Genomic DNA, 25,298 nt, shown 5'->3' with positions numbered 1-25,298 from the left:
GAGGGGCAATGATCTCGAACTGGCTTTCGGCCGCGCTTGGCCGTCGCAACATCCATTACGGCTGGGTGATGGTCGGCGTGACCTTCTTCGCCGCGCTGATCAGCGCCGGCACGGTCGGCGCGCCCGGCGTGTTCATCGTTCCGCTCCAGAAGGAGTTCGGCTGGAGCACGGCAGAGATTTCCTCCGCGCTGTCGATCCGCTTCATCCTGTTCGGACTCATGGCGCCGTTCGCGGCCGCTCTCCTCAACCGCTACGGCCTGCGCAATGTCACGCTGACCGCGCAACTCATCGTCGTCTCGGCGCTGGTGGCCTCGCTCGGCATGACGCAGGTCTGGCAGCTCGTGGCGCTGTGGGGCGTGGTGATCGGCATCGGCACCGGCATGACCGCGCTGGTGCTCGGCGCCACAATCTCAACGCGTTGGTTTGCCGCAAGGCGCGGCCTCGTCGTCGGCATCTTGACCGCGAGCGTCGCCACCGGCCAGCTCGTGTTCCTGCCGCTGCTTGCAAGCCTGACCGAGCGCTTCGGCTGGCGGCTCGCGCTCGGCTTCGTCTGCATCATGCTCGGCGTTTCTGCGGCGGCGGTCTTGCTCGTGATGCGCGACCGCCCAAGCGATCTCGGCCTGCGTCCGTTCGGCGACGAAGGCACCGAGCCCCTGCCCGCACCGCCCGTGAACCACGGTTCGATCACGGCCGTTGCGCTCGGCATGCTACGCGACGCCTCGAAGTCGAGCGCTTTCTGGATCTTGTTTGCGACGTTCTTCGTCTGCGGCGCCTCGACCAACGGGCTCGTGCAGGTGCACCTGATCCCGATGTGCCTCGATTTCGGCATCCCGCAGGTGCAAGCGGCGAGCCTGCTGGCGGCGATGGGCATCTTCGACTTCTTCGGCACCATCATGTCGGGCTGGCTGTCGGACCGCTATGACAATCGCTTCCTCCTGTTCTGGTACTACGGCTTGCGCGGGCTTTCGCTGATCTTCCTGCCCTTCAGCGATTTCTCGTTCTATGGCCTGTCGGTCTTCGCAATGTTCTACGGCCTCGATTGGATCGCGACGGTGCCACCGACGGTGCGGCTGACCGCGCAAAAATTCGGGCCCGAACGCGCCAATCTGGTGTTCGGCTGGATCTTTGCCGGCCATCAGCTCGGCGCCGGCACGGCCGCCTTCGGCGCAGGCCTGTCGCGGACGCTGCTGCAGAGCTACCTGCCCGCCTTCTTCGTCGCCGGCGCGCTCTGCGTGTTTGCCTCGCTGATCGTGCTGGCGCTGTCGCGGCAACCAAAACCGCAAGCGAAACCGGCGATAGCCTAGTACCTGATCGTGGTGGTGACGCCGAACACCGCGGCGTCACCGATCCGCGACACGCCGCTCGGATCGTTCGGGTTCGGGATGCCGCCGGAGGGACGCACCACATACTGGAAATAAGGCGCGATCAGCCAACCCGGCTTGATGTGCGCTTCGTAGATGATTTCGAGCAGGGCCTCGCTGCTGCGCACCGGGCTCTGGATGCCGTTGAAAAATTGGCTATCGACATCGAGGCTCCGTGCCGTCCCCGAAATCCGCATATAGGCCAAGCCGATCCCGAAGCGGTCGAGCGGACGGCCGGGCGTAAAGCCGACAAAGCCGATGCCGCCGTCGAGATAGAGATCGATCAGGTTGCGGTCAGGCGGGCTGTAGGCGATGCGGCCGAACGCGGTGACGCCGGGGATCGAGGCCGAAACGGTCTTCTCGGGCTCTCCCCCCGGCGGCCGCCAGAGGGTCTGCTCCACGACGGCATAGATTCCATAATTGCCGCGAAGTTTTGCCGGGATGCCGGATCCGGTCGGGTCCGCGAGCGACAAGCCATCAGCCGTGAAGCGCTGGCTGTCGAAATCGCCGAAATGATACCACCCGCCGGGCGTGAAGTTGCCGGCAAGCGAACTTCCGCCGATATCGAGATGATAGTCGAAGTGAATTTGCCCGATGAGCCAGGGCGGATCGTTGACGCGAAACGCCAGGCCGTGATTGTCGCGGGTCTGCGGATCGCCGTCGCCGGGCCGCGCCGCGCTGCCGTTGAACACCGCACCGAAGACGGTGACGTTGTCCGCGACCTGCGCCTTGACGCGAATGCCGGGCACCGCGATCGGCGGCGCCGGGCCGCCGGCCGGCAGATTGGTGGCCTTGATTGCGGGCCAGCCGAAGGTGCCGTTGATGAAGAGGTCGTCGGTCTCGCTGTCGAAGAACTCGACATCGGCGGCCTGCTGGCCGGCCCTGATGCTCAGGCGATCGTTGAAGAGGCTCTGCTCGAAATAGGCGTTGTAGAGCCGCTGGTCGGGCAGCGCCTCGATCTCGCTGATGGTCGCGAGGTTATGGATGTAGTTCCGCGTCAGCCCGCGGCCGTAGATGATCAAGCCGTTGGCGTAGAAGCGGCCGCCGGTCCAGCCGACCAGCTTGTCGAGATCGGCGTCGACCGAGAGATCGAGCCGGCCGAAATGGATGGCGCCGCGCGAGACTCCGCCCGACACGTTGCCGATGTTGTCGGCGATGTAGGTCGCGCCGAAATTTAGCCCCTTGTTGGCAAGACCGTCATGCCACTCGTTGAACCATTTCGGAAACAGCCAGTCGGCGGCGCTCTCGTCCTTGGCGCCGGCGAATGCGCTGGTGCTCGCGAGAAGCGCAGTCGCGATCACAAGCGAGCTTCGCAACACGAATGTCTGGGCGGTCCCACTCACAACGGATACCGGCTGGCACGCGCTACTTTTTAAAGATGCCAGTGCGCCGCATGAAAAGATAAGCAGCACCGATCGACGAAGCCATCAAGCAGGCAGCCCAGATAAATCCCTCGTCAACATCGGTCAGCGGCAGGCCCTTGGTGTTCATGCCGAAGATGCCGGTGATCAGCGTCGGCGGCAGCAGCAGCGTCGTCACGATCGAGAGCGTGTGGAGGTGGCGGTTGCTCTCCTCCTCGTTCTTGAAGCGCAACTCCTCCTCGAGCAAGCGGCTGCGTTCGCGCAGCTCGACGATGTCGTGGTCGAGACCGTCGAGCCGCTGGGCGAGCTTGCCGGCCTGGATGCGCAAGCCCGGCGACAGATGATCGGTGTTCTTCTGATCAAGCCGATGAAACAGCACGCGCAGCCCGGTCAGCTGGCGGTGCAGCCTGACGCAGGTCCGGCGCAGCCGACCGAGGTCGCGGCGCATCTCCGGCTTCACATTATCGGCCAGAATGCGTTCCTCGATGCCATCGACCTCCTGGCCGAGCTTGTCGGCTATCCGATCGAGCGTGTCGGCGACCTCGTCGACGATCTTTTCCAGCAGATGGGCGACATTGTCGACCCGATAGCCGCCTTCGAGCACGCGCCGCGTCGCGTCCGCCGAGCACAGCGCCTGGTGGCGGCCGGAGACCAGCAGATGCTCGGTCATGGCGAAGCGCAGGAATGCGGTCTCTTCCGTAGCAGCATCGATGTCACGGACGAGATCGGAGAACACGCCGTAGACGCAATGGTCGATGACGTGAAGCTGCTGGAACGTGTCGTTCGACAGCAACAGATCGCGCGCCAGCGGCGGCAGCTGTGATGCCGCGATCCACGGCCGCACGCGACCATCTGTCAAATTGAAATGCAGCCAGAGCCGGCCATCATGGCTGAACTCGATCGGCTGATCGATCGGCAGCGCCTCTGCGCTTCCGTCGCTGTGCAGGCGGAACGCCCAGACCAGGCCGGGAATGGCGGGTTCGGCGTTCGATATCGCGCTGACAAGCTTCGCCGGCTCCGCCATGCCTACCCCCACGTCGATGCAGTCCAAGTCCGGGGGGCTGTTGGCAGCCTCCTCCGGATCTCTTGCGGGTACTCAATTACGGTTTCGTTACAGTTTGATGATGCCGCCCTACTCCGCGGCGAGCCCTGTCGCGGCCATCGCCTCGGCTTCCTTGACGTAGTCGTGCACCACGCGGCCGAACGGCAGCGTCAGGTCGGCGATGTAATGATGCGCGCCGATGCAGCGGCGGACCGGGAAATCCGCGACCGGCGCGTTGACGTGCGGCACCAGATGCAGGCGGCCGGGTCCCATCCAGGAGCCCTTCGGCACGATGTCGATCAGGTTGATCGCGACGAGCTGGCAGACCTCGAGATGGCCGTCGACGCCGGGGATCATTTTCAGATTGATCTGCGTCTTCGACAGCGTGGCGCGGGTGAGATCGCCGTTGCCGGCCATGCTCTCGTGCTTGTAGCCCATCGTCCCCATGGCAACGAGCTGGCCGGCATATTCCAGCGTGCCCGTCAGCGTGTCCTTGACGATCTCGAGCTTGGGATGGGCGTATTTCTTGGGAAAGCCCCAGATCTCGCGGCCCGCAGCGATCGGCGGATCATCGTCCAGATACATCTGCGAGACGAAGTTGACCTCCTCACCGTGCAGCCGCGCCGGGATGACCAGGCCGGATTCGGTGTAGCTGCCGAAGCCGGAGGAGTCCGGCATCTTGATCCATTCGTAATGCACGATCGGCTGGTCGATCGGCTCCAGCGGCTCGGGCAGGCCGGCGCGGATCAGGTCCGGATCGGTCTCGTAGGTGATGACGAGGAATTCGCGGTTGACGAAGCGGTACGGACCGGCCGGATAGCTCGGCCCGGCGGCCGGCATGGACGGAAGCCTCAGCACGTCTTCCCTGCGCATCCTGATCTCCTGTGTGATGTCTGTGATGTCGGCCCGGCAACATCTCGCCCGATGCAAATTGCTAGCCGTCCTCATTGACTGCGATGTGAAGGATTTCCGTCAGCCGCACGACCTGGTGCCATTCCCGTTGCGGTTGACGTGCATGCAGAAGATGCATCGGCGCCGACTTTGTCATCACGCCGTCACCGCCGGCCGCAATCGTCCGATGAAGGCAGGAGGCATCATCATGGACGCCCGCACGTCGCAACCGACCCATCAGACCCACCAGCCGCCCGCGCGGGGCTGGCGGCCCGAGCGCTGCGACCGCGTCGCGCTGGTCCTGCAAGGCGGCGGCGCGCTTGGCGCCTACCAGGCGGGCGTCTATCAGGCGCTGCACGAGGCCGGCATCGAGCCGGACTGGGTCACTGGTGTCTCGATCGGCGCGATCAACTCCGCCATCATTGCCGGCAACAAGCCGGAGAAGCGGCTCGAGGCGCTGCGCATCTTCTGGGAGCGCATCACCAACCGCAAGATCTGGCACTACACGCCGGACGGCGACATCTTCCGCCAGTGGCGCAACCTCACCAGCGCCTGGATGACGTCGGCGATGGGCCAGCCGGGCTTCTTCGCCCCGCACCAGGTCAATCCCTGGCTGAGCCCGGTCGGCGCCAGGACCGCGACCAGCTATTACGACACCGCACCGCTCAAGGAGAGCCTTCTGGAGCTCGTCGATTTCGACCGCATCAACGAGAAGAAGGTTCGCTTCGCGGTCGGCGCGGTCAACGTGCTCTCGGGCAACTTCATCTATTTCGACAACGCCCATGACGAGATCGCGCCGGAGCACATCATGGCCTCCGGCGCCCTGCCGCCGGCGCTACCGATGGTGCGGATCGGCACCGATCATTTCTGGGACGGCGGCATCGTCTCCAACACGCCGCTGCAGCATCTGCTCGACCAGGAGGACGCACTCAATTCGCTGGTGTTCCAGGTCGACCTGTTCAGCGCGCGCGGCGTGCTGCCGCGCTCGATCCAGGACGTGATGGCCCGCCACAAGGATATCATGTATTCCTCGCGCACCCGCCACAACACCGACGTCTATCGCCGCACCCATAATCTCAAGGTGCTGCTCTACAAGGCACTGGCAAAGCTCCCCGAGGAGCAACTGTCCGACGAGGAGCGCCAGCTCAAGACGAGCCTGTGCAACATGCCGGAGATCGCGATCCTGCATCTGATCTACCAGCAGAAAGCCTATGAGGGCGACGCCAAGGACCACGAATTCTCAGGCACCTCGATGCGCGAGCACTGGACCTCAGGCTACGAGGACACCAAGCGCACCCTGAAGCGCCGCGACTGGATCAAGATGCCGGAGGAAGGCATGGGGCTGGTCGTGCACGACGTGCATCGGGAGACGGAGAGCGCGTAGCTCTATCACCCTCGTCATTGCGAGCGCAGCGAAGCAATCCAGAATCCCTCCGCGGTGAGCCTGGATTGCTTCGCTGCGCTCGCAATGATGGTGTTTGACGCTCCGTCGCGTTCATCCAAATTGCGCTTCGGTTTGCAGACACACCTTCGCATTCTCGCGACTCTTCTCGCCCGAGCTTTGCTCTCATCTTCGCACCCTCGTGAAGCAAGGGCGCAGGGAGGCCGGGCGGCAGCTGGCACCCGCAGTCCCGTGTGCAAAAAAGACGCGCACGGGGTGGACGACAGGTGACGCCGGAACGCCCGGCCTTCCCTGCGCGAATGGTTTTACGGCTTATGTCGCACTCTCCCCGGGGAGCGATGCACTATTGCCCCCGTCACCCTGCGGATGACTGATGTGCGGGCCCGGTTGGACCACCCACATCACCACAAGACTTGACGCACAGACTTCGGGAGTCAGGACCACACGATTTTGCTGTCCGCGCACATCCCCGCTCCTCGCTCCGATGACTGGCGTGCGCTCGCCATCGAAGCCGAACGAAGACGCTGTCAGCGCCGTGTCGTGCCACGCTCGCCCTGCTCACGGCACCCCCTTGAAGGAGTTCCGCCCTGCAGTTTGAATGCGCGCCGACGCAGTCGCGGCCACCGCCTCCCTGCCCGCGTCTCGTGACGATCGCGAAACGCCCCTTGTGGCGGGCGGGATAAGCGCAACCTACGCTATATCCGAAATTCGGTAAATAAGAATATTTTTACGCGGAGGGATTGACAGGGTGTTTTGCCCGACGACATTTCCGCTACCGCGGTACCGGCGATGTCGTCGGGCGTCGAATTTACTGCAGCCTTTGCGCATTGCGCCGGTCGCGACCGCTTGCAATCTCCACCGCGCAGCTCGTCAATGGTGCTGACCGTAATTCCCCGGAATTGCTGTTGCGCCCGACCCGGTCTGGGATGCGTCATTCAACCATCCATTTCGAGACAGATCGGCGCCGCAGGAAGTGAATGGCAAATATGTCGTTGTGTGGGAGAAAGTCGGAGACGACTGGAAGCTCGCCACCGACATCTGGAACGACGGCAAATAGCCGTCTTACGGTTGCAGGTCCGCTCCGCGCCGGAAGATAGGGCAACCGCATATGACGTCGGAGCTTTGGGTGCCAAAGCTTCCACGACCTGCTGTGAATGTTCGAATGCGATTGCCGTGCGCCGGAAGGATCGCGGCCGTGCTCGAGGATGGCGCGTTGGATCAAACCGCACCTGTTCATTCACCGTTGTTATTTGCGACGCCGGCGCTATCGTGCGTATGCGGCGCAGCCGCGACATTCATCCGATAATTTCTAGTGACGGGAGAATCGCATGAAATTCATAACCACCTGGAGCGTACCCCAAGGAACCTTCAATGCAGCCGTCGCACGCTTTCTGGAGACCGGTGGCGCGCCACCCGAGGGCGTCAAGATGCTGGGTCGTTGGCATGGCATGAATGGACAGGGATTTGCGATCTCTGAATCCAGTGATCCAAAAGCCATGTATCGTTGGCTTGCGCAATGGTCTGACCTGCTCCCATTGACCGTCACGCCTTGCCTCGAGGACGGAGACGCGGGCGAGGTGATGGCGTCACTCCCCAAACGTTGACCATCAAGCGTTCATCATCGATACACACGTCACTGCCGCCGCCGAAACCGGCGGTAGTGACATGCTCACCATTGATGACGCCCTCACCAGTGATGACGTCGCCGCTAGCGCTCAGACGGGGACCGAAGCTTCCATTGCTCGAGGTGGTCGATCGACGCGTGCCGTTCGTGCTGGCCCATCCAAATCGTGAGGAGAACCAGCGCGCCGGGCGGCGGCGATGTGCCGCCCTTCAGCTCGGCAGTTGTGACTTTGCAGTCCGCGGTGCGACGGCTCGCGATGCGCGGACCGTCACTTCGCCTCCTTGTTCAGTTCGATCGCGACCTCCGACATCCAGGACCCCGGCGCCTCCATCAGGAACGATTGATGATTGGCTTTGGTCTGGATCGTCACCAGCGCAGCCACGGTGTTTCCGTCAATGCGCGCTTCAATCAAGCCGTCCTTGTTGGTGCCGTAGACCTTGCCGCCCTGCCGGTACTCGCTCTCGAACCAGTTGCCCGAGAGCTCGGTCCCGTTCTGATCGATATTCGCGGACAGGACCATCTTGTACGCATCGCTCGCACAACGCAGGTCAAGGCTCACGGAACGTCCGGGCTTGGTGATGGTATACCCCACCTTGCAACGGACCTTCTCACGCGGGCCGTCCGACGGCTTCATCGTGCCGGCGCCCGACCATGTGCCGCCCAGACTGTCGAACACCGGTTCCGCGCGCACGGGGTTGCTCACCAGCACCAGGCAGGCAGCACCTGCGCCGAGACGTGCCGCCAACAAAGAGTTCAGTCGCATTCTGCCAATCCTGATCCATAAAATCCGGGCCCCTCCTAGGCCGAGACCGGCGCAAGATGTTGGCGAAGATGTTGAGAGATGTTGCGGGAAATTGTCCCGGTGTTACCGATATTGCCGTTAGACTTCGTGGCCCAAACGTGGACAATGCGGCCCAAGCGCTTCGCGCGCGCAGTGCACACCAAGATGCGCCAGGGGAAACAAAATGCCGACTGCCTTCCCGTCGCCCGTACCCACCATTCCGACCGCTCCTTTGACCGCCGAAATGCGCGACGCGCTGCGCGCGATCGTGGGCGACAGAGGTTTCATCGAGGACGAGCACGGCAAGCAGCCGTTCGTTACGGACTGGCGCGGCCTGCTGGTCGGCGGGGCCGGCGCCGTCATACGTCCTGGCAGCACCGAGGAAGTCTCGAAAGTGGTTCGGCTTTGCCATGAACACGGCGTCGCGATCGTGCCACAGGGAGGCAACACCGGGCTGATGGGCGCCGCTACGCCCTGGCCTGCGCACACCGGCATCGTGCTGTCCCTCGGCCGCATGAACCGCGTGCTGGACGTCGATCCCGTTGGCTATGCGATGACGGTCGAGGCCGGCTGCGTTTTGCAGACGCTTCAGGAGACCGCGGCCGAACACGACAGGTTCCTGCCGCTCAGCCTTGGCGCCCAGGGCTCCTGCATGATCGGCGGCAATCTCTCGACCAACGCCGGCGGCGTGCAGGTGCTGCGCTATGGCAACGCGCGCAATCTCGTGCTCGGGCTCGAGGTCGTGTTGCCGAACGGCGACGTCTGGAACGGACTACGTGCGCTGAAGAAGGACAACACCGGCTACGACCTAAAACACCTCTTCATGGGCGCCGAGGGGACGCTCGGCATCATCACCAAGGCGGTCCTCAAGCTATGGCCGGCGCCCAAGGACGTCTGCACCGCGTGGCTGGCGATCCGCGATCCGCGCGCGGCGCTGGAGATCCTCTCCGAAGCGCATGCGGCCTCCGAAGACAATGTCGGCTCCTGCGAACTGCTGAGCCGCGCGGCCGTCGACCTTGTGATGCGCCACATTCCCGGCGTCCAGGATCCGCTCAAGGCGGATACGCCGTGGTACCTGCTGCTTGAATGGTCGTCCTCGCGCCCACGGCAGGACGGGGCCGATGGCATGTCGGAGAAGCTGGAGCAGTTTCTCGCCGATCAACTCGAGGCCGGTCGCGTGCTGGACGCGGTGATCGCGCAGACCGTCAGTCAATCGCGCAACATGTGGCGCATCCGCGAAGCCATGGCCGAGGCCTCCCGGGCCGAGGGACCGGGGATCAGCTACGACGTGTCGGTGGCGATCTCCAGGATTCCGGAGTTCATCGACAAGGGGCTCAAGGCCGTGCTCGATATCCTCCCGTCCATTCGCCCCTATCCGCTGGGCCATATCGGTGACGGCAATCTGCATTTTTCGTTCATGGGACCGAAGAACATGGATCAGCCGACGCTGAATCAACACACCGCTGCCATCACCCGCGCCGTGAACGATCTCATCACTTCCATGGGCGGCTCGATCTCGGCCGAGCACGGCATCGGCATCGAAAAGCTCGACGAGCTCAGCCACTACCGCTCGAAGACCGAGCTCGACATCATGCGCACCATCAAGCGCGCGCTCGATCCGCAGAACATCATGAATCCCGGCAAGGTGCTGCGGGTGTGATTGGCCGGTGGCGCCGCGCGCGCTCGACGCCGTCCCGGATGGTGCGCAACCGCACACCGAGGGCTAGATCGACGACGGAGTGTCAGTACGTTACAACAAACTCGTCATTGCGAGCGCAGCGAAGCAATCCAACTGTCTCCGTGGCGGGACTCTGGATTGCTTCGCTGCGCTCGCAATGACGGCCCGGGCTCGAACTGCGCGCGTGTGCCGCGAGTTCGAACCCCCTCTGCCGCGATCGGGCTTACAGGCCGGCCAGCGACTGCGCCGCAGCGAGCAGTTTGAGACCTTCCCCGATCAGCTGCCCGGAGTGTCCATTGGGGCCGAAGCGGGCTTCGTCGTGCTCGCCGCGGCCTTCCCCGATCGGTTGCGGGTCGAGCACGTCTTTCATCTGCTGGGCAAGTGCGTCGCGCTGCGTGGTCAACGCCTGGATCTTCTGCTCGGTGGACAGGTAGGTCGCATCGTCCGCCTTGATCGCGGCCGTCGAGGCGACAATCAGCGCGTGGGCGAACGCGCCGTAGGGTGCATTGAGCTGCTTGTAGATGTCACCCAGTTTCGCAAACAGCTCGCCGTTCCCGGCCCTCGCCACCGACGGATGGAGGATCTGTGTGATCACGCGCCCGTCCGCCTGATAATCCGGCCTCAGCCCGAGCAGGGTATTCACTGTCGGGACGATGTCCGTGTGATCGGTCCAGGTCGTGTCGTCGATCGCGCCGTTCTTCACGCCGGGGCCGGCCATTCCGAGCCAAGTCTGACCGATATCGTTCGAGTAGTCGCCGTGAATCCAGGCAAAGGCGTCGTTCAAACAGCCCTGACTCTTTCCCGGGCAGGGGCTGGACGTCTGGAAGTAGAAATCCGGCTTTGAGAACATCGTGAACGACATGGTCCGCTGCGGATCGGCGTTGATCATGTGCAGCGCCTTCAGCGTCGGCCCGTCCACGAGGTAGTTCGCAACCGGCGTCAGCTGCGTCGCGTCGACATAGGGATCGAACGCCTTCAGGCCCGCCGCTGCCTTCTCGAAGGCGCGCAGGACCGGGTTGACGACAACGTGCCCGCTGGCATCGACCGCCTGCGGCTGGCCGTAGATGTAGAAGCTCGGTGCCGAGTCAAACGAGATATCGTAGCCGGTGCCGTTGATCTTGGAACCGAGTAGCCAGAACATGCTGTAGCCGACCTCACCGACAAGCGGTCCGTTGCTGGCCGGCGGCCATGTCGACGGCCCGGTCCAGGTCGAGACGTCCTGGCCGCCGTTGGTCAAGTCGAACCGGCCATGGCGCGGGTTGCCGGAGACCGTGTTGTAGAGACACGGGGTCGTCACGCCGTCGCAGTTTTGCGCCTGCTGGCCGGCGAAGTGATCGTTCTCGTCCGCCGTCACGATAAACAGCGTGTTGCTCTTGTTGATGCCGGCCGCCGCGAGCCGGTCGAAGAATTTCGCGAATGCGTCATCATAGGTCTTCAGCGCCGCGACATAGTCGGCCTCGCCGGGTCCATAGGCACCGCCGCCGGCGTGGTTGTCATGCAGGTCCGAGATGTAGGCGTAGGTGACCGGAATGCCGGCCTCCTGCATCTGGGCCACATAGCCCAGCGTGATCGCCGCCGACATGCCGTCGAAGCCCGGGAAGCCCGGATGCCCGAACTGATCGGTAATCGGTGCGCCGTTGATGTCATTCACCGACGGCGAGCCATGCGTGATCACCGGGTTGACATACTTCGCCCCGAACAGAGCGCGGAAATTCCGATACCCGCCCGGCTCGTCCGGCAGCAGATCGGGCCGCGCGGTGGGAGCGGTCGCGCAGAGGCTTGACCCACCATTGCCGCAGTGCACTGCAATGCCGACGAAGTCGGTCGTTGCCTTCGCCGCCGCGGCCGAGCCGAATGGCGCTTCCTGCGAGTCGAGCGCTTCGAGCCATTCGGACGAGTTGGCGCCGAAGATCGTCGTGATGTCCCCGGTGCGGTCAATCGGATCCGCAGCGGGTTCCCAGACGCTCACGTTCTGCGCGTGGTCCTTGGCGAGCGGGCTCGTCAGGAACGTGAAGAAGCCGGAAAAATGGTCGATCGTGGCGGTCTCCTGATTGGCGCCCTGATCGATGACGATCGTGTCCCCGACGTTAAAACCCTTGCTGCTGAACAGGTCGATCTTGGTGTCGCCGGCCTTGGCCGCGGCGAAGAGATCGGTCGGACCGGCCTTGAACGCGCCGGCCACAGCGTTCTCGAGCACGGCATTCGCGGTCGGGACGTAGCCGACGTCGCACCCGGCCCGGGTGTAGGTCACCCACGGGGCGGGCGTGTTCTTGCCGCCGGTCGTGATCATGTTCGGGTGGGGGTCGACCAGCGAGGCGACCGGAGCGGTCCAATACTTGAACGCCGACGTGAAGGTCGGAATGCCGGTGGCGGGGTTGTAATAGTCGTAGGAGTTGGTGACCGTGAGCCCCATCCGGTCAGGATAGAGGCCGGTCAACGAGCTCGTGATGCCAGCGGTGGTATGCGAGATCAGCACGGTGTAGTGCTTGTTCAGGAGCGTGCCGTTGTCCTTCAGGAAATTGTAGAGATGCGGCATCTGCTCCAGATCGGAGGGAACGCCGGGGTTGTCCCGCGTGAGGTGCACGTTGTCGAACTGGAGATAGATAACGTGCTTAACCTCGTGTCCCGGAGATCCGAGGCGGCAGGATTTGCGGTCGTGCTCCTCGGCGCTCGCCGGCGTCAGCCACAACATTGTCGCGGCAATCGCCGCCACCCCATACAGCCGATTGTGCAGTGACGAAGTGTGATTCAGAAATCTGTTCACCGTTTCCTCCGCTTCTTAACAGGGCCATAGCAAGCCGTTCCCCTGACGCATGAACGTCAGAAGGTGTCGATCGGGCCGACTAAGCTCGTGCTGGACTCTCGCGGAGACACAATAAGTCACGCTATGTAACATTACGATAAACGATATATGATGCGGAGCTGTCCACGCTGGTTCCGCTCGACGTCATGCGACCTGGACCGCCAACAGCGGGAACAGCGACCGCGTCTTGCCCGGATCAATGATCTCCTCGACCCAGAATTTTTCGGCCGAGCGGAGCGGCGAACGCTGCTTGTTGAGCCGCTCCTGGATATCGTTGAGCTTGGCGGCCTTCTCGCAATTGCCTCAGCCGCGCGGGTTGACGACGGCGTAGCCCCTCAGCGAACGCGCATGCATGCGCGTGGCGTGACCGCCCGAATTGGCGTCATAGGCCATCCACATGTCGCCTCCCAGGTGCTGCTCCAGAACGAAGACGTGCCCGCGGCGCGCCGCAACCATTCCCGGTGCCGGCGAGGTCCGCGGAAAGCGCAGCCAGTTGGATGCGAGATTCAATTCGGGCACGACATGGCCGAACACACGTAGCGCCGCACCGCAGCCGCAGAAGGACGAGGGACAACCGGCCGGGCGACCGCCAATGACGCGATCGCCGGAGACGCTGATTGTCGTGGCGGTGTTACCCCCGTCCGTGACCGTCATTTGCGTTGCGCGATAGGCTTGCAATGACGGCCTGGGCGTCCGCTCGCGGCGCGGCTGCGCATACGAGAAGTCGCAGGGCATGGTGACGTTGCACTCAGACGCTTGAAAACTGCGAGAGGGCCGCGCTTCCGAGGCAACTGAACTAACGGCAACGAAGAAACACGCAGAAATTACTGGCTTGATCATTGCAGGACTCCAGCTGGAGGGCCTGCCCCGGCCGCGAGCTACCAATATCGGTTTGGCCGAAATGGGCCTGAAACGCGGCGGAAAGTGGCTGGATTTGGGCGGTCTTGACCTGGATTGCCCCTCCGGCAAGTAGAACGCACATCACGCAGCAACCGTCGTTGCGAGCGCAGCGAAGCAATCAGACTGTCTCCGCAGAAACAGCCTGGATTGCTTCGTCGCCAGCGCAAAATTGCTTCGCAATTTTGTCGCGAGCTCCTCGCAATGACCGCTCGGCGCTACGGCCTGGTCGTCATGTTCTCCGGCGGCCCTGCCTTGCGCAGCGGCTCGGCGAGGCGTGCGAATTCGCAGAGCAACGAGCGCGTCTTCCTGGGATCGATGATCTCCTCGACCCAGAATTTCTCGGCCGAGCGGAACGGCGAACGCAGCTTGTTGAGACGCTCCTGAATCTCGCTGAGCTTGGCGGCCTTGTCCTCGGCCGCGTCGATGTCGGCGCGGTAGGCGGCTTCGATGCCGCCTTCGAGCGGCAGCGAGCCCCAATAGGCCGACGGCCAGGCGTAGCGGATCGAGAAACGGTCGGCCGGCTGATGCACGACGCCGGCGACGCCGAAGGCGTTGCGCAGGATCACGGTGCACCAAGGCACGGTGGTCTGATTGACCGCGGCCATGGCGCGCACGCCGTGGCGGATGGTCGCCGCCTTCTCGGCGTCGAGACCGATCATGAAGCCCGGGCAGTCCATGAGATAGACGATCGGCAGATGGAAGGTCTCGGCGAAATCGACCCAGCGCACCACCTTCTGGCAGGCATCCGCCGTCCAGGAGCCGCCATAGTGGAAGCTGTCGCTGGCGAGCAGCATCACCGCCCTGCCCTCGAGCCGCGCCAGACCGACGATGATCGGCTTGCCGAAATTGGAGGCGACTTCGAAGAACGAGCCCTTGTCGACGACCTGCTCGATGATCGGCCGCATCTTGTAGACCTGCTTGCGGTTGCGCGGCACCGCATTCATCAGCGCTTCTTCGCTGCGCTCCGGATTGTCGATGCAGGGCAAGGTCGGCGGCAGCTCGTAGACCGATGACGGCAGATAGGACAGGAAGCGGCGCGCGCAGGCAAAAGCCTCCTCCTCGGTGTCGACGGCATGATCGACCGCGCCGGCCCTGGTCTGAATCTCGGCGCCGCCCAGTTCCTCCTTCGAGAGATTTTGGCCCAGCGCCTTCACCACCGGCGGGCCGGCGACGAACATCGCGGAGTTCCGGGTCATGATGGAATAGTGGCTGGCGGCCAGACGCGCGGCGCCCAGGCCCGCAACCGAACCGAGGCCGAGCGCGACCACCGGCACGCGCGACAGGTTCTCCGTCGTGAAGCGATACCAGCGCGTGCCGCCGATGCCGCCCGGCAGATTCGCCGCGCCCTTGGTCTCGATGGTCTTGACCGAGCCGCCGCCGCCGGAGCCTTCGATGATGCGGACGATGGGCAGACGGAAGTCGTGCGCCATCTCCTCCGCCATCAACGGTTTTGCGGAAATCGACGCATCCGCGGAGCCGCCGCGCACGGTGAAATCGTCGCCGACCACGACCAATGTGCGGCCGTCAACGCGCGCGCGGCCGAACACGCAGTTCGCCGGCGTCACGGTTTTGAGCTCACCGCTGGGATCATACTCACCGATGCCGGAGACGGCACCGATCTCGTGGAAGCTGCCCTTGTCGATCAGTTTGTCGATGCGTTCCCGAACAGTCAGCCGGCCCTGGTCATGCTGTCGCTTGACCTTGTCAACGCCGCCCATCTCCCGCGCGAAGGCTTCGCGCCGGGCGAGCTCGTCGAGTTCCGGCTTCCAGTTCATTCACTCCCTCCGAATTGATCGGCTTGTTATTGTTGTGCACGGCCATTGCGACCGGTTTGCGCGAGATGCGGTTGGTGAAGACGTCGCCTTCCGCGCCCTCCATCAGGCTGCCGAGCGAACGGCCGAGCGCGACCATGATTGGCGCGACTTCGGCATGCAGACGCTGCTCATCATACATCGCCGAGAGCAGCCCGATCGTGACGACCACGAAGGTCTGATACTGCGGCGACCAGATCGGCACTGCGAGCCCGTTGATGTGCGGGCTCCACAGGCCGCAGGCCACGACATAGCCGCGCTCGCGCAGCGACTGCCGGTTGGCCTCGATACGAGGCCGCAGGATTTTTGCAGCCTCGGGCGCTTCGCGCTCCATTTCCGCGATGTAGGCATCGCCGACTTCCGGCGACAGCGCCGCGGTGTAGGCCGCGCCCGCAGCGGTCGAGGCCATCGAGATGCGGCTGCCGGTCCCCTCGTGCAGACCAAGCGCAGAGGCCGAGCGCGCGAACTGGAGATAGACGAGATGGAAGCGATCGGGGACGACGAAGCCGACCGTGCCCGGCAATTGCTCGGCGACTTCCTGCAGCCGCTGGCGGATCATGCTGCGCAGCTGCGCGCCCTTCATCATCGAGGCGCTCATCGCCACCGCGCTCGGACCGATGCGATACTTCTGGTCACGCGGCAGATAGACCAGCTGGCCCATGCGCGTCAGCGTGTGCGTGAGCCGCGACACCGTCGAGCGCGGCAGGCCGCAGCGATTTGAAATTTCGAGATTGCCGAGCCTGCTATCGTGGCCCTCGAAGCATCGCAACACATCGAATGCGCGCGACACCACCTGGATGACATCACCTTCGCCGGCGTCGCCAGCGAGTGCACCTTGCCTACTCAACCGCTCTGAACGTCGTCCCATGTTCCCTACCAGTTGTTCCGCTGTGCGGAATTAAATTCCGCTTGCAGACGACGCTACCTCAGGCATTTTGCGACGACAACAAAAAGGCGATGGCATGCCAGAAATAAAGATCGTCACTGAAGTCGCTGGACGTATCTGCGCAACGCCCGTGCAAGTTGGAGGAACCGTGGCCGATGGCGATGAAATTGTGCTCGTCGAAGCCATGAAGATGGAGATACCGGTGGCCTCGCCTGCAGCCGGCACGCTCACATCACTGCTCGTGAAGATCGATGATCTCGTTGCCGAAGGCCAAGCCATCGCGATCGTCGCAAGCTGAGCACGCGCCGCCGCCCGCGGCTTCTCATCCGCGACAATCTGAAACACATGATACCGCGATGGCGCGCGACATCTTGCGTTCGGGCGTTACGACAAAGCCGGACGGGTTGCGCGTGCCTTGATTGCGTTGCACAAGGGAGGCGATGAAAGCGCAACCGCCGCCCGCCTCCGCCTGGACCCGCTCGAAGCCACCGCTGCTGCGGTTTCTCGACACTTGCCTGAATGAATTCTCCGCAGAGACCTCGGGCCAAGTCGCCGACTACATTCCCGAGCTGAGCAAGGCCGACCCTGCCTCTTTTGGCATCAGCCTCGCGACGCTCGACGGTCATGTCTACGAGGTCGGCGATAGCCGGGTGCCCTTCACCATCCAGTCGATGTCGAAGCCGTTCGTGTTCGCGCTGGCGCTGGATCTTCTGGGTGCAGGCAAGGTCGAGAGCGCGATCGGCGTGGAGCCCTCCGGCGATCCCTTCAATTCGATCCGGCTCAATGCCGAAAATCATCCGTTCAACCCGATGGTCAATGCCGGCGCGATCGCCTGCACCGGGCTGATCCATGCCAGCAAGAGCGCTGACGCTTTCGAGCAGATCCGCCTCGCGCTTAGCCGCTTTGCCGGGCGCGATCTCGCCGTGGACGAGGCCGTGTACACGTCGGAAAGCCAGACCGGCGACCGCAACCGCGCCATCGGCTATCTCCTCAAGACCAATGCGGTGATCTCGGACAATGTCGCCGGCGTGCTCGACGTCTATTTCCGGCAATGCGCCGTGCTGGTCACTGCGCGCGACATCGCGGTGATGGCGGCGACGCTCGCCAATCGCGGCGTCAATCCGGTCACAGGCGAGCAAGTCCTGAGCGCTTACGCGATCTCGCGCACGCTGTCGGTGATGACGTCGTCGGGCATGTACGACTATGCCGGCGAGTGGATCTACCGGATCGGCATCCCCGCCAAGAGCGGCGTCGGCGGCGGCATTCTGGCGGCGCTGCCCGCTCGCCTTGGGCTCGGCAGCTATTCGCCCAAACTGGATAAGCACGGCAACAGCGTGCGCGGCATCAAGGTCTGCGAGGCGCTGTCCTCGCATTACGACCTGCACATGCTCAACCGCAGCGACGACGCCCGCAACGCCGTGATCGCCGACTACGACATCGGAAAGAGCCCGTCACGCCGCGTCCGCCGTCAGCAGGAACGCGACATCCTCGCAGCGCACGAGCAGGAGGTGCGGGTCATCGAGCTGGTCGGGACGCTGTCGCTCTCGGCCGTCGACTACGTCTCGCGGCGGCTGGCCGAGCGGCCGCGGCCGCAATTCGTGATCTTCGATCTGCACCGCGTCACCGCCACCACGCGGGCCGGCGCGCGGCTGATCGCCGAAGCCTTCGAGGACCTCGCCGCACTCAACGTCACGGTGGTGATATCCGGCGTCCGCCGCGCCTCCAGGGAATGGAATACACTGCGGGAGTGGACTACCGAGCTGAAGAATGTGCGCGACTTCTACCTGCTCGACACCGCGATCGAATGGGCCGAAGACCAGATCGTCTACCGCTATGGCGGCTCGATCGATTTTCACGAGACCACCGAGCTGTCCGAACAGCCGCTGCTCGACGGCCTCAGTGCCGAAGAGCTGACGGATCTCGCCTCGATCTGCACGATCCGGACCTATCAGTCCGGCGCAAGGATCCTCACCACGGGCGATCCCGCCGATTCCCTGTTCTTCTTGCGGAGCGGCGCCGTGCATGTCACCCTGCCCGATGGCGTGCGGCTGGCGACGCTGACCGCCGGCATGGCCTTTGGCGAGATGGCGCTGATCGAGACCGCCCGCTCCGCCAATGTGTTCGCGGACATGGCGGCGACCGCCTTCGAAGTCCCGCTGAAACATTTCGAACGTTTTCGCAGGCAGCACCCGCGGGCCTCCGAGCGCATCATGCGCAACCTCGCGCAGTTATTGGCCGATCGCCTGATCGTCGCCAACACCAAGGTCGACATCCTGACGTCGCCGTGAGTGGGGCCTAGCGGCTCGCCGCCTCGCTGAGCCGCCGCTTGATCTTGGCGGCGCTGGCCTTGAGCAATTCGGATGGCTGCTGGCCCGTCGCGGCGCACAGGCAGGCCCAGTAGTAGATGACATCGCCGAGCTCGTCGACGAGACCCGCCTTGTCGAGCCAGTCGTCGCGCAGCAGCTTCTTGATGTGGTCGGCGACCTCGCCGGATTCACCGGCGAGGCCTAGCCCGAGATAGGACAGCCGCTCGTTCGAGGGATGCTCATCGACTTTCGCAATGGTCGCGGCCCAGGCCGCATATTCATCGATCGTCATGGCCATTCCTCGCAAGCCAAGCCTTGGATCAGCCCACCACTTCGGTGACGGGCTGGAGATCAATCTCAAAAGTCTCCAGGAACTTTGACGTCATGATGTAGAAGCCGACCGAGAGCTGCAGCTCGACGAGTGCGGCCGGCGTCAGTTTTGCGGCAATCGCCTTGAAGGTCGCATCCGTCGGCTTCTTCAGCCTCACGATCTCGTCGGTGAAGGCGAGCGCGGCGCGCTGGGTTTCGTCGAAACAGGTCGCAGCCTGCCAGTTCTCCAGCGCCTCGTTCTGTGCGTCGGTGACGCCGACATTCTTCCCGATGCGCTTGTGCGCGACGATCTCGTACGGGGCCTCGCACAATATGCCGGTGCGCGTGATCGCGAGCTCGCGCACGATCGGATCGAGCTCGCCCTTGTGACGGATGGCACCGCCAAGGCGACAGTACTGCTCAAAATAGCTCGGCGAATGCGACATCATGCGGAAGATGTTGGCATTGCGGTTCTTGTCGAGGATTTCGCGGGTGCGGTCAGACGCCTCGGACGGATCGCTGTAGTCGATGCGGGCCATGATTTACCTTGAGTTTTTCCCAGAGATTTTCCTGGAGCCTTTGATGCTTGTTGTCGTTGTCGGGCCAAGTTCCCCGAAACTGTATTCGCGCTCGACCGCAGGAGCAACATTATCGAGTCAAAATGCCGCCGCATTGCTGATCGACCTTGGCACAGTCGATATTCGCCGCGTGGGGACACATTGCAGCGAATACTCGAAGTGGGGTGTTCCGAGTAAAAGCAATTGGCCGTCGGGTGTGAGTAGCGCACAACGATGAGTCACGCCCAAGTCTAGGGAGAAAACGGCATGAAGGAAGCCACCAAGGGGGCGGCCTCGGGAGCGCTCGCGCAAATGCTGGCGGTGACAGCGATGCTCGTCATCGCCAGCATCTTGTTCTACGGGCATTGAAGTAGAGTTGTAAGAGTTTTCGTCATTCCGGGGTGGCTCTCGCACAGGCCAGGCTCAGAATACCCGTTCCAGGCTCGGTCCTCTGGACCGCCCCCGAATGACGAAATCCGATTGGAGTCTGGAGTCACTGAGGAGAGCAAGCATAGCGCGGACTGACGAGCCTCCGCCAATTCTACTCAGATCGCTTGCCCGCCAGAGACTTCGATTCGCTGCGCGTTGACCCAACGGTTATCTTCGGACAGCAAGCTTGCGATCATCGGCCCGACATCGTCCGGCAGGCCGACACGGGCCAAGGCGGTAAGGTCCGCAAACTGCTTGTTGATCTCCGGATTGTCGCGGACGAGGCCGCCGCCGAAATCGGTCTCGATCGCTCCCGGAGCCACAGCATTGACAGCAATCCCGCGACGGCCCAGCTCCTTGGCCATGTAAACGGTCAGCACCTCAACCGCGCCCTTCACCGCAGCGTAAGCCGCGAAACCGGGATAGGACACCCGCGTCAGCGCAGAGGACAGATTCACGATGCGGCCGCTGTCGGCGATCAGCGGCAGGAGCGTCTGGGTCAGAAAGTAGACGCCCTTGAAGTGGACGTCGACCAAGCCGTCGAATTGGGTCTCCGACGTCTGCCCGATCAGGGCGTAGTCGCCGTGACCGGCGTTGTTGATCAGGTGGTCGAAGGTCTCGCGGTGCCACCGCTCACGCAACGTCCCCCGCAGCAGGTCGGCGAAGTGCGGGAAAGTTGCGACCTTGCCAGCGTCGAGCTGGAGGGCAACGGCTTTCCGGCCCATGCCCTTGATCTCCGCGACGGCAGCTTGCGCCTGGTCGGCACGGCTCTGGTAAGTGAGGATCACATCACCGCCGTGGCGAGCAATGCTGAGCGCAGCGCTGCGGCCAAGGCCACGGCTGCCGCCGGTGACGAGGGCGATTTTGGTCATGAATTCAGCTCCTGTTGCATGACCGTCGTGATATCGGAGCACGGCGTCGCCCGTCTTTGCCGGAATGTCGACGATGCTTGCCTAATCCTCCAAAACGCCTTGCACGCGCGACGCATCGCGCTAGGCTCGGCATATGACCACGCTGCTCGAAGCTGTTCACCGATACACAGAGGCCCATGCGGATGCCGCCGGTCTTGCGCAAACCACGATTCCCGGCCTCAGCATGGTGCGCGCAACCGTGCCGAGCGGCCTCGTGTATGCGATTGTTCGTCCGCTCGTCTGCCTCGTCCTGCAGGGAAGCAAGCGGGTCGGCATGGGCAAGGAATGCTTCGCATTCTCTGGCGGTCAATCACTCGTGATCTCCGCCGATGTGCCGACGGTGAGCCAGATCATCCGCGCCACTGCATCAGTTCCCTATCTCGCACTGGTCCTGGAGCTGGATCCGGCCGTGATCGCGGAGCTGGTCATGCAGATGGATGCGGCGCCGGTCGCCAGCGCCCCCCTGCCGGTCGATCGGACAGACGCCGAAGTCGCCGACGCGGCGCTGCGGCTGTTGCGGCTGCTCGATCGTCCAGCCGCGACGCCGCTGCTGCAAGCGCCACTGCTGCGTGAATTGCACTACTGGCTGTTGGCTGGTGAGCACGCCGCAGCGATCCGGCGCTTGGGCTGGCCGGACAGCCACGCACAACGTGTGGCGCGTGCAGTTGCGGTGCTTCGGGCCGAGTTTATGCGGCCGGTGACGGTCGAGCGCCTCGCGGCAGTGGCCGGAATGAGCCCGTCCTCTTTCCACCAGCACTTTCGCGCCGTGACCTCGCTGTCGCCGCTGCAGTTCCAGAAGCAATTGCGGCTGATTGAGGCAAGGCGACTGATGGTGACGCAGGGCGCTAGCGCGAGCGGCGCCGCCTTCGCAGTCGGCTACGAGAGCGTGCCTCAGTTCACCCGGGAGTACGCAAGGATGTTCGGCGTGCCGCCCGCCCGCGACAAGGAGACAGTGAGAGGCAGGGCGCGGGCAGCTGCTCCTGCAAACGCGTCCCGGGAATGACTTGAGAGCGCTTCGTGGCTTTGAATTATTTCTTCTGGCGGGATTCGCGGATCTTGATGAGACGGTCGAGCTCGTCGTTCTGCTGATTGATGCGGTCGGCGATCCGCGACTCGTTCTGCTCGCCCGAGGCGGCGGCGGCCTGCTCGATCAGCTGGCGGATATTGTCCTCGAGGATCGCGATGCGATCGTTGAGTTGGTCAGTCGAGAGATAGTCGTAATCGCTGCTCATGGTGTCGTCCTAGCAATCAGGAGACGCAGGGTGGGCCAAGCGAAGCGGGCCCACCATGATCTGGCGCAAGGAAAGATGGTGGGCGCGGCGCATAGCGCCTTTGCCCACCCTACGAGACCTACTTCAGCGGCTCAAGGACGGAGACGTAATTGGCAACGGCGGCGCCGCCCATGTTGAAGATGCCGCCGAGTTTTGCGTTCTTGAGCTGCATGCCCTCGGGCGCTTGCCCTGCGAGCTGCATCGCGGTCATCACATGCATGGAGACGCCAGTGGCACCGATCGGGTGGCCCTTGGCCTTCAACCCGCCGGACGGATTGACCGGCAGCTTGCCGTCCTTGAGCGTCCAGCCTTCCTTGATGGCGCGGGCGCCCTGCCCCTTCGGCGTCAGGCCCATCGCTTCGTACTCGATCAATTCGGCGACCGTGAAGCAGTCATGGGTCTCGACGAAGGAGAGATCGGAGAGCGTCACGCCCGCCTGTTCCAGCGCGCGTTGCCAGGCGACCGTACAGCCCTCGAACTGAAGGATGTCGCGCTTGGACATCGGCAGGAAGTCCTGGGCGTGCGCGGTGGCGCGGAAGCCGATCGACTTGCCCATGCCCTTGGCGGTCTCGGCATCAGCCAGCACCAGCGCGGCCGCGCCGTCGGAGACCAGCGAGCAGTCGGTGCGCTTCAGGGGACCCGCGACATACGGGTTCTTCTCGCTCTCGGCGCGGCAGAAGTCGAAGCCAAAATCCTTGCGCATCTGGGCGAAGGGATTGGCGACGCCGTTCTTGTGGTTCTTGGCGGCGATCAGCGCCAGCGCATCGGACTGGTCGCCGTATTTCTGGAAGTAGGAGCTGGCGATCTTGCCGAACACGCCGGCGAAGCCGCCGACGGTGTCGCCGTCCTCAGGCAGATAGGATGCCTTGAGCAGGTTCTTGCCGATCTCCGGCCCCGGCGTGCGCGTCATCTGCTCGACGCCGACGACCAGCACGATCTTGGCCGCACCTGCGGCGATCGCGCGCAGGCCCTGGTGGACCGCGGCGGAGCCGGTGGCGCAGGCGTTCTCGACGCGGGTGGCCGGCTTGAAGCGCAGCTTCGGGTCGGCCTGGAGCACCAGCGAGGCGGTAAAATCCTGCGCCGAGAAGCCGGCGTTGAAATGGCCCAGCACGATTTCGTCGACGTCGGAGGCCGAGATGCCGGCATCGGCCATCGCCTCATTGGCGACACGGGTGACGAGGCTTTCGACGGTTTCGGTGTCAAACTTGCCGAACGGCGTATGCGCCCATCCGACGATGCTGGCGGTCATGGTCTTTTCTCCCTCGCGGTCTCTTACTGACCTAAGTCTTAGCCCAGGGATGGCAAGACTTCACGCAGGTTTAAGGGCCTGGAGGGTGCGCTGGCAGATGGCAGTTATGCCGGCCCAGTTCCCGGCCTTGATCTCGGCCATCGGGCACAGCCAGGAACCGCCGACCGCGACCACATTGGGCTCGGCAAGCCAGGTCGCCGCATTGGCCTCGCCGACCCCACCGGTCGGGCAGAACCGCACGTTCGGGAACGGCCCGCCAAGTGCGCGCAGGCCCTTGATGCCGCCGGCCTGCTCGGCCGGGAAGAACTTTGCGACGTCGAAGCCGTAGGACAGCGCCAGCATCAGCTCGGACGCGGTGGCGATGCCCGGTGCAAAAGGCAAGGAGCTGTGGGCGGCGGCCTTCAGGAGATCGGGGGTCATGCCCGGGCTGATGCCGAACGCGACGCCAAGCTTCTCGACACGGGTGAAGTCGGCCGGATTGAGAATCGTGCCGATGCCGACGATCGCCTCGGGGACTTCGGACATCATCGCCCGCGCTGCCTCGATCGCAACAGGGGTGCGCATGGTCACCTCCAGCGTGCGGACGCCGCCGGCGACCAGCGCGCGCGCCAGCGGCACAGCATCCTGGATACGCTCGATGGTAAGGACGGGAATAACGGTCGCAGCCTTGAACAGCGCGACGAGGTGGTTCTGTTGGGCGGTCGTGGTCATCTTGGCTTTCGTTTCACTTGGTCGCTTGGCGCGAGGTCGCCGGCCGGTGCCGCTTCTTCGGCGGCATGGCATAACCCGGAATGATGGCGCCGGGATAGCAGATCACGAGGCTGGCGAGGCGATGCCCGGCCTGGGCGGCCTCAACCGGATCGGAACCGCCGAGCCGGGCCGCGATATAGGCCGCGGCAAAGCTGTCGCCGGCCGCCGTGGTGTCAACGACCGGCTTGGTCATTGGTTCGGCGCGGACCTCGCTCGTGCCGCCAGGGAAGCGCAGCAGGCTGACGGGTTCGGCAAGCCGGAACACCAGCTCCGGCGTGGGGATGCGCGCCATCAATTGCTCGGGGCTCTCGCCGGAGTGGAGCGCGAGCAGATCCTCGGTCGAGGTCAGCACGATGTCTGCGGCCGCAAACGCCGCGGCAAACACCTCGCGCGCGACATCGCGATCGGGCCAGCCGCGTGCGCGAAAATTGGTGTCGAACACGAAACGGGTGCCGAGCAGCCGGGCGCGCTTGATCGCCGCGAACAGGCGATCGCGCCCGGCCGCGTCATAGAGCGAGAGCGTGATCGCGGAGAGATAGACGATGTCGTAGCTCATCAGCGAATTGAGCAGCTCGTCCGTCTCCGGCAGGCTCATCAGTTGCCGCGCCGCCGCACTGTCACGCCAGTGGAAGAACTGGCGCTCGCCTTTGGCGTCCAGCTGGATCATGTAGAGGCCGGGCAGCTTGCCCGGCAGCCGCACCACGCGCCGCGTGCCGACGCCCTCGGCATTCCAGGCCGCGATCATCTCCTCGCTCATGCCGTCGTCACCGAGCGCAGTGAGATAGTCGACCTTGACCTCAAGCCGCGCCAGATACACCGCCGTGTTGAGGGTGTCGCCGCCAAAGCCACGCGAGAACAGGCCGCCGCCCTGCCCGGCAGACTGCCCCGAGGAATGTCCTCCCTGGGCCTGCCGGAGCTCGACCATGCATTCACCGATGCAAGCCACGCTCGCCATCGTCATATCCACGCTGTTCAT

General features: G+C 63.9%; 23 protein-coding genes. 8 read left to right on the top strand and 15 right to left on the bottom strand.

Features of this window, described 5'->3' with window-relative positions; translation table 11 throughout:
• The first annotated feature begins 8 nt into the window (after positions 1 to 8).
• Positions 9 to 1,304, top strand: a complete 1,296-nt coding sequence (locus YUA_RS0120160) for an MFS transporter (protein ID WP_027532333.1) — start codon at positions 9 to 11, stop codon at positions 1,302 to 1,304.
• On the opposite strand, the gene YUA_RS0120155 is transcribed toward YUA_RS0120160, so the two are convergent.
• The 3 genes from YUA_RS0120155 to YUA_RS0120145 form a co-directional block, all read right to left on the bottom strand.
• On the bottom strand, positions 1,301 to 2,704 hold the full coding sequence (locus YUA_RS0120155) for a carbohydrate porin (RefSeq protein WP_027532332.1): 1,404 nt from the start codon (positions 2,702 to 2,704) through the stop codon (positions 1,301 to 1,303). The genes YUA_RS0120160 and YUA_RS0120155 overlap by 4 nt on opposite strands.
• A gap of 22 nt (positions 2,705 to 2,726) precedes the next feature.
• Entirely contained in the window at positions 2,727 to 3,746 is a 1,020-nt protein-coding gene (locus YUA_RS0120150; protein ID WP_027532331.1) for a transporter, read from the bottom strand.
• A 108-nt stretch (positions 3,747 to 3,854) separates the two neighbouring features.
• Positions 3,855 to 4,637: an acetoacetate decarboxylase gene (locus YUA_RS0120145; protein WP_027532330.1), complete on the bottom strand. Its 783-nt coding sequence runs from the start codon at positions 4,635 to 4,637 to the stop codon at positions 3,855 to 3,857.
• Between the two features lie 226 nt (positions 4,638 to 4,863).
• On the opposite strand from YUA_RS0120145, the gene YUA_RS0120135 reads away from it, so the two are divergent.
• Together YUA_RS0120135 and YUA_RS0120125 are read left to right on the top strand one after the other, a co-directional pair.
• Entirely contained in the window at positions 4,864 to 6,039 is a 1,176-nt protein-coding gene (locus YUA_RS0120135; protein WP_027532329.1) for a patatin-like phospholipase family protein, read from the top strand.
• A gap of 1,346 nt (positions 6,040 to 7,385) precedes the next feature.
• Positions 7,386 to 7,661 (top strand): DUF3303 domain-containing protein, encoded by a 276-nt coding sequence (locus tag YUA_RS0120125; RefSeq protein WP_018319867.1) that lies wholly within the window; start codon positions 7,386 to 7,388, stop codon positions 7,659 to 7,661.
• Positions 7,662 to 7,949: 288 nt separating this feature from the next.
• On the opposite strand, the gene YUA_RS0120120 is transcribed toward YUA_RS0120125, so the two are convergent.
• Positions 7,950 to 8,444: a hypothetical protein gene (locus YUA_RS0120120; RefSeq protein WP_027532328.1), complete on the bottom strand. Its 495-nt coding sequence runs from the start codon at positions 8,442 to 8,444 to the stop codon at positions 7,950 to 7,952.
• A gap of 202 nt (positions 8,445 to 8,646) precedes the next feature.
• Here YUA_RS0120120 and YUA_RS0120115 point away from each other — a divergent pair, with 202 nt between their 5' ends.
• The gene (locus tag YUA_RS0120115) at positions 8,647 to 10,122 is read left to right on the top strand and encodes an FAD-binding oxidoreductase (protein ID WP_027532327.1); all 1,476 of its coding nucleotides are present in this window, start codon (positions 8,647 to 8,649) and stop codon (positions 10,120 to 10,122) included.
• Between the two features lie 241 nt (positions 10,123 to 10,363).
• Here YUA_RS0120115 and YUA_RS46965 read toward each other — a convergent pair whose 3' ends face one another.
• The 4 genes from YUA_RS46965 to YUA_RS0120095 form a co-directional block, all read right to left on the bottom strand.
• Complete coding sequence (locus YUA_RS46965) at positions 10,364 to 12,904, bottom strand: hypothetical protein (protein WP_156947175.1); 2,541 nt, start codon at positions 12,902 to 12,904, stop codon at positions 10,364 to 10,366.
• 342 nt (positions 12,905 to 13,246) lie between these two features.
• Positions 13,247 to 13,597, bottom strand: coding sequence for a hypothetical protein (locus tag YUA_RS0120105; protein WP_371259899.1), 351 nt, complete (start codon positions 13,595 to 13,597; stop codon positions 13,247 to 13,249).
• Positions 13,598 to 14,058: 461 nt separating this feature from the next.
• Positions 14,059 to 15,618 carry an acyl-CoA carboxylase subunit beta gene (locus YUA_RS0120100; RefSeq protein ID WP_027532324.1) on the bottom strand — a complete coding sequence of 520 codons (1,560 nt, stop codon included), beginning with the start codon at positions 15,616 to 15,618 and terminating at the stop codon, positions 14,059 to 14,061.
• Positions 15,548 to 16,522, bottom strand: coding sequence for an IclR family transcriptional regulator (locus YUA_RS0120095; RefSeq protein WP_027532323.1), 975 nt, complete (start codon positions 16,520 to 16,522; stop codon positions 15,548 to 15,550). The genes YUA_RS0120100 and YUA_RS0120095 overlap by 71 nt, the downstream gene beginning before the upstream one ends.
• A 94-nt stretch (positions 16,523 to 16,616) precedes the next feature.
• On the opposite strand from YUA_RS0120095, the gene YUA_RS0120090 reads away from it, so the two are divergent.
• Together YUA_RS0120090 and glsA are read left to right on the top strand one after the other, a co-directional pair.
• Positions 16,617 to 16,838: an acetyl-CoA carboxylase biotin carboxyl carrier protein subunit gene (locus YUA_RS0120090; protein WP_027532322.1), complete on the top strand. Its 222-nt coding sequence runs from the start codon at positions 16,617 to 16,619 to the stop codon at positions 16,836 to 16,838.
• A 142-nt stretch (positions 16,839 to 16,980) separates the two neighbouring features.
• Entirely contained in the window at positions 16,981 to 18,828 is a 1,848-nt protein-coding gene (gene glsA / locus YUA_RS0120085; RefSeq protein WP_027532321.1) for a glutaminase A, read from the top strand.
• Between the two features lie 7 nt (positions 18,829 to 18,835).
• On the opposite strand, the gene YUA_RS0120080 is transcribed toward glsA, so the two are convergent.
• Positions 18,836 to 19,138, bottom strand: coding sequence for a nucleoside triphosphate pyrophosphohydrolase family protein (locus YUA_RS0120080; RefSeq protein WP_027532320.1), 303 nt, complete (start codon positions 19,136 to 19,138; stop codon positions 18,836 to 18,838).
• Between the two features lie 28 nt (positions 19,139 to 19,166).
• Positions 19,167 to 19,694, bottom strand: coding sequence for a carboxymuconolactone decarboxylase family protein (locus YUA_RS0120075; protein ID WP_027532319.1), 528 nt, complete (start codon positions 19,692 to 19,694; stop codon positions 19,167 to 19,169).
• Here YUA_RS0120075 and YUA_RS51475 point away from each other — a divergent pair.
• Positions 19,693 to 19,950 carry a hypothetical protein gene (locus tag YUA_RS51475; protein ID WP_210164567.1) on the top strand — a complete coding sequence of 86 codons (258 nt, stop codon included), beginning with the start codon at positions 19,693 to 19,695 and terminating at the stop codon, positions 19,948 to 19,950. The two genes, YUA_RS0120075 and YUA_RS51475, sit on opposite strands and share 2 nt — an antisense overlap.
• A gap of 307 nt (positions 19,951 to 20,257) precedes the next feature.
• Here YUA_RS51475 and YUA_RS0120065 read toward each other — a convergent pair whose 3' ends face one another.
• Positions 20,258 to 21,013, bottom strand: coding sequence for an SDR family NAD(P)-dependent oxidoreductase (locus tag YUA_RS0120065; RefSeq protein ID WP_027532318.1), 756 nt, complete (start codon positions 21,011 to 21,013; stop codon positions 20,258 to 20,260).
• A 133-nt stretch (positions 21,014 to 21,146) separates the two neighbouring features.
• Here YUA_RS0120065 and YUA_RS0120060 point away from each other — a divergent pair, with 133 nt between their 5' ends.
• Complete coding sequence (locus tag YUA_RS0120060; protein WP_027532317.1) at positions 21,147 to 22,055, top strand: AraC family transcriptional regulator; 909 nt, start codon at positions 21,147 to 21,149, stop codon at positions 22,053 to 22,055.
• Between the two features lie 25 nt (positions 22,056 to 22,080).
• Here the strand turns inward: YUA_RS0120060 and YUA_RS0120055 are convergent, their stop codons facing one another.
• The 4 genes from YUA_RS0120055 to YUA_RS0120040 all read right to left on the bottom strand — a co-directional run bounded on the left by YUA_RS0120055 (position 22,081) and on the right by YUA_RS0120040 (position 25,277).
• Positions 22,081 to 22,284, bottom strand: coding sequence for a hypothetical protein (locus YUA_RS0120055; RefSeq protein ID WP_027532316.1), 204 nt, complete (start codon positions 22,282 to 22,284; stop codon positions 22,081 to 22,083).
• 118 nt (positions 22,285 to 22,402) lie between these two features.
• A complete protein-coding gene (locus YUA_RS0120050; RefSeq protein WP_027532315.1) occupies positions 22,403 to 23,572 on the bottom strand; it encodes an acetyl-CoA acetyltransferase in 1,170 nt (389 codons plus the stop codon).
• A gap of 60 nt (positions 23,573 to 23,632) precedes the next feature.
• Complete coding sequence (eda, locus tag YUA_RS0120045; RefSeq protein WP_027532314.1) at positions 23,633 to 24,283, bottom strand: bifunctional 4-hydroxy-2-oxoglutarate aldolase/2-dehydro-3-deoxy-phosphogluconate aldolase; 651 nt, start codon at positions 24,281 to 24,283, stop codon at positions 23,633 to 23,635.
• 13 nt (positions 24,284 to 24,296) lie between these two features.
• Positions 24,297 to 25,277 (bottom strand): sugar kinase, encoded by a 981-nt coding sequence (locus YUA_RS0120040; RefSeq protein ID WP_027532313.1) that lies wholly within the window; start codon positions 25,275 to 25,277, stop codon positions 24,297 to 24,299.
• Positions 25,278 to 25,298 lie beyond the last annotated feature (21 nt).

The sequence above is a fragment of the Bradyrhizobium sp. WSM3983 genome (assembly GCF_000473045.1).
Taxonomy (GTDB): domain Bacteria; phylum Pseudomonadota; class Alphaproteobacteria; order Rhizobiales; family Xanthobacteraceae; genus Bradyrhizobium.
The sequence above is the reverse complement of the archived record's forward strand: the minus strand, read 5'-3'. Positions and strand labels throughout refer to the sequence as shown.

Coding starts and splice junctions, on each gene's coding strand:
- YUA_RS0120160 (WP_027532333.1), top strand. CDS start 9: ATGATCTCGAACTGGCTTTCGGCCGCGCTTGGCCGTCGCAACATCCAT.
- YUA_RS0120150 (WP_027532331.1), bottom strand. CDS start 3,746: ATGGCGGAGCCGGCGAAGCTTGTCAGCGCGATATCGAACGCCGAACCC.
- YUA_RS0120145 (WP_027532330.1), bottom strand. CDS start 4,637: ATGCGCAGGGAAGACGTGCTGAGGCTTCCGTCCATGCCGGCCGCCGGG.
- YUA_RS0120135 (WP_027532329.1), top strand. CDS start 4,864: ATGGACGCCCGCACGTCGCAACCGACCCATCAGACCCACCAGCCGCCC.
- YUA_RS0120125 (WP_018319867.1), top strand. CDS start 7,386: ATGAAATTCATAACCACCTGGAGCGTACCCCAAGGAACCTTCAATGCA.
- YUA_RS0120120 (WP_027532328.1), bottom strand. CDS start 8,444: ATGCGACTGAACTCTTTGTTGGCGGCACGTCTCGGCGCAGGTGCTGCC.
- YUA_RS0120115 (WP_027532327.1), top strand. CDS start 8,647: ATGCCGACTGCCTTCCCGTCGCCCGTACCCACCATTCCGACCGCTCCT.
- YUA_RS0120105 (WP_371259899.1), bottom strand. CDS start 13,597: ATGACGGTCACGGACGGGGGTAACACCGCCACGACAATCAGCGTCTCC.
- YUA_RS0120100 (WP_027532324.1), bottom strand. CDS start 15,618: ATGAACTGGAAGCCGGAACTCGACGAGCTCGCCCGGCGCGAAGCCTTC.
- YUA_RS0120095 (WP_027532323.1), bottom strand. CDS start 16,522: ATGGGACGACGTTCAGAGCGGTTGAGTAGGCAAGGTGCACTCGCTGGC.
- YUA_RS0120090 (WP_027532322.1), top strand. CDS start 16,617: ATGCCAGAAATAAAGATCGTCACTGAAGTCGCTGGACGTATCTGCGCA.
- glsA (WP_027532321.1), top strand. CDS start 16,981: ATGAAAGCGCAACCGCCGCCCGCCTCCGCCTGGACCCGCTCGAAGCCA.
- YUA_RS0120080 (WP_027532320.1), bottom strand. CDS start 19,138: ATGACGATCGATGAATATGCGGCCTGGGCCGCGACCATTGCGAAAGTC.
- YUA_RS51475 (WP_210164567.1), top strand. CDS start 19,693: ATGATTTACCTTGAGTTTTTCCCAGAGATTTTCCTGGAGCCTTTGATG.
- YUA_RS0120075 (WP_027532319.1), bottom strand. CDS start 19,694: ATGGCCCGCATCGACTACAGCGATCCGTCCGAGGCGTCTGACCGCACC.
- YUA_RS0120065 (WP_027532318.1), bottom strand. CDS start 21,013: ATGACCAAAATCGCCCTCGTCACCGGCGGCAGCCGTGGCCTTGGCCGC.
- YUA_RS0120060 (WP_027532317.1), top strand. CDS start 21,147: ATGACCACGCTGCTCGAAGCTGTTCACCGATACACAGAGGCCCATGCG.
- YUA_RS0120055 (WP_027532316.1), bottom strand. CDS start 22,284: ATGAGCAGCGATTACGACTATCTCTCGACTGACCAACTCAACGATCGC.
- YUA_RS0120050 (WP_027532315.1), bottom strand. CDS start 23,572: ATGACCGCCAGCATCGTCGGATGGGCGCATACGCCGTTCGGCAAGTTT.
- eda (WP_027532314.1), bottom strand. CDS start 24,283: ATGACCACGACCGCCCAACAGAACCACCTCGTCGCGCTGTTCAAGGCT.
- YUA_RS0120040 (WP_027532313.1), bottom strand. CDS start 25,277: ATGGCGAGCGTGGCTTGCATCGGTGAATGCATGGTCGAGCTCCGGCAG.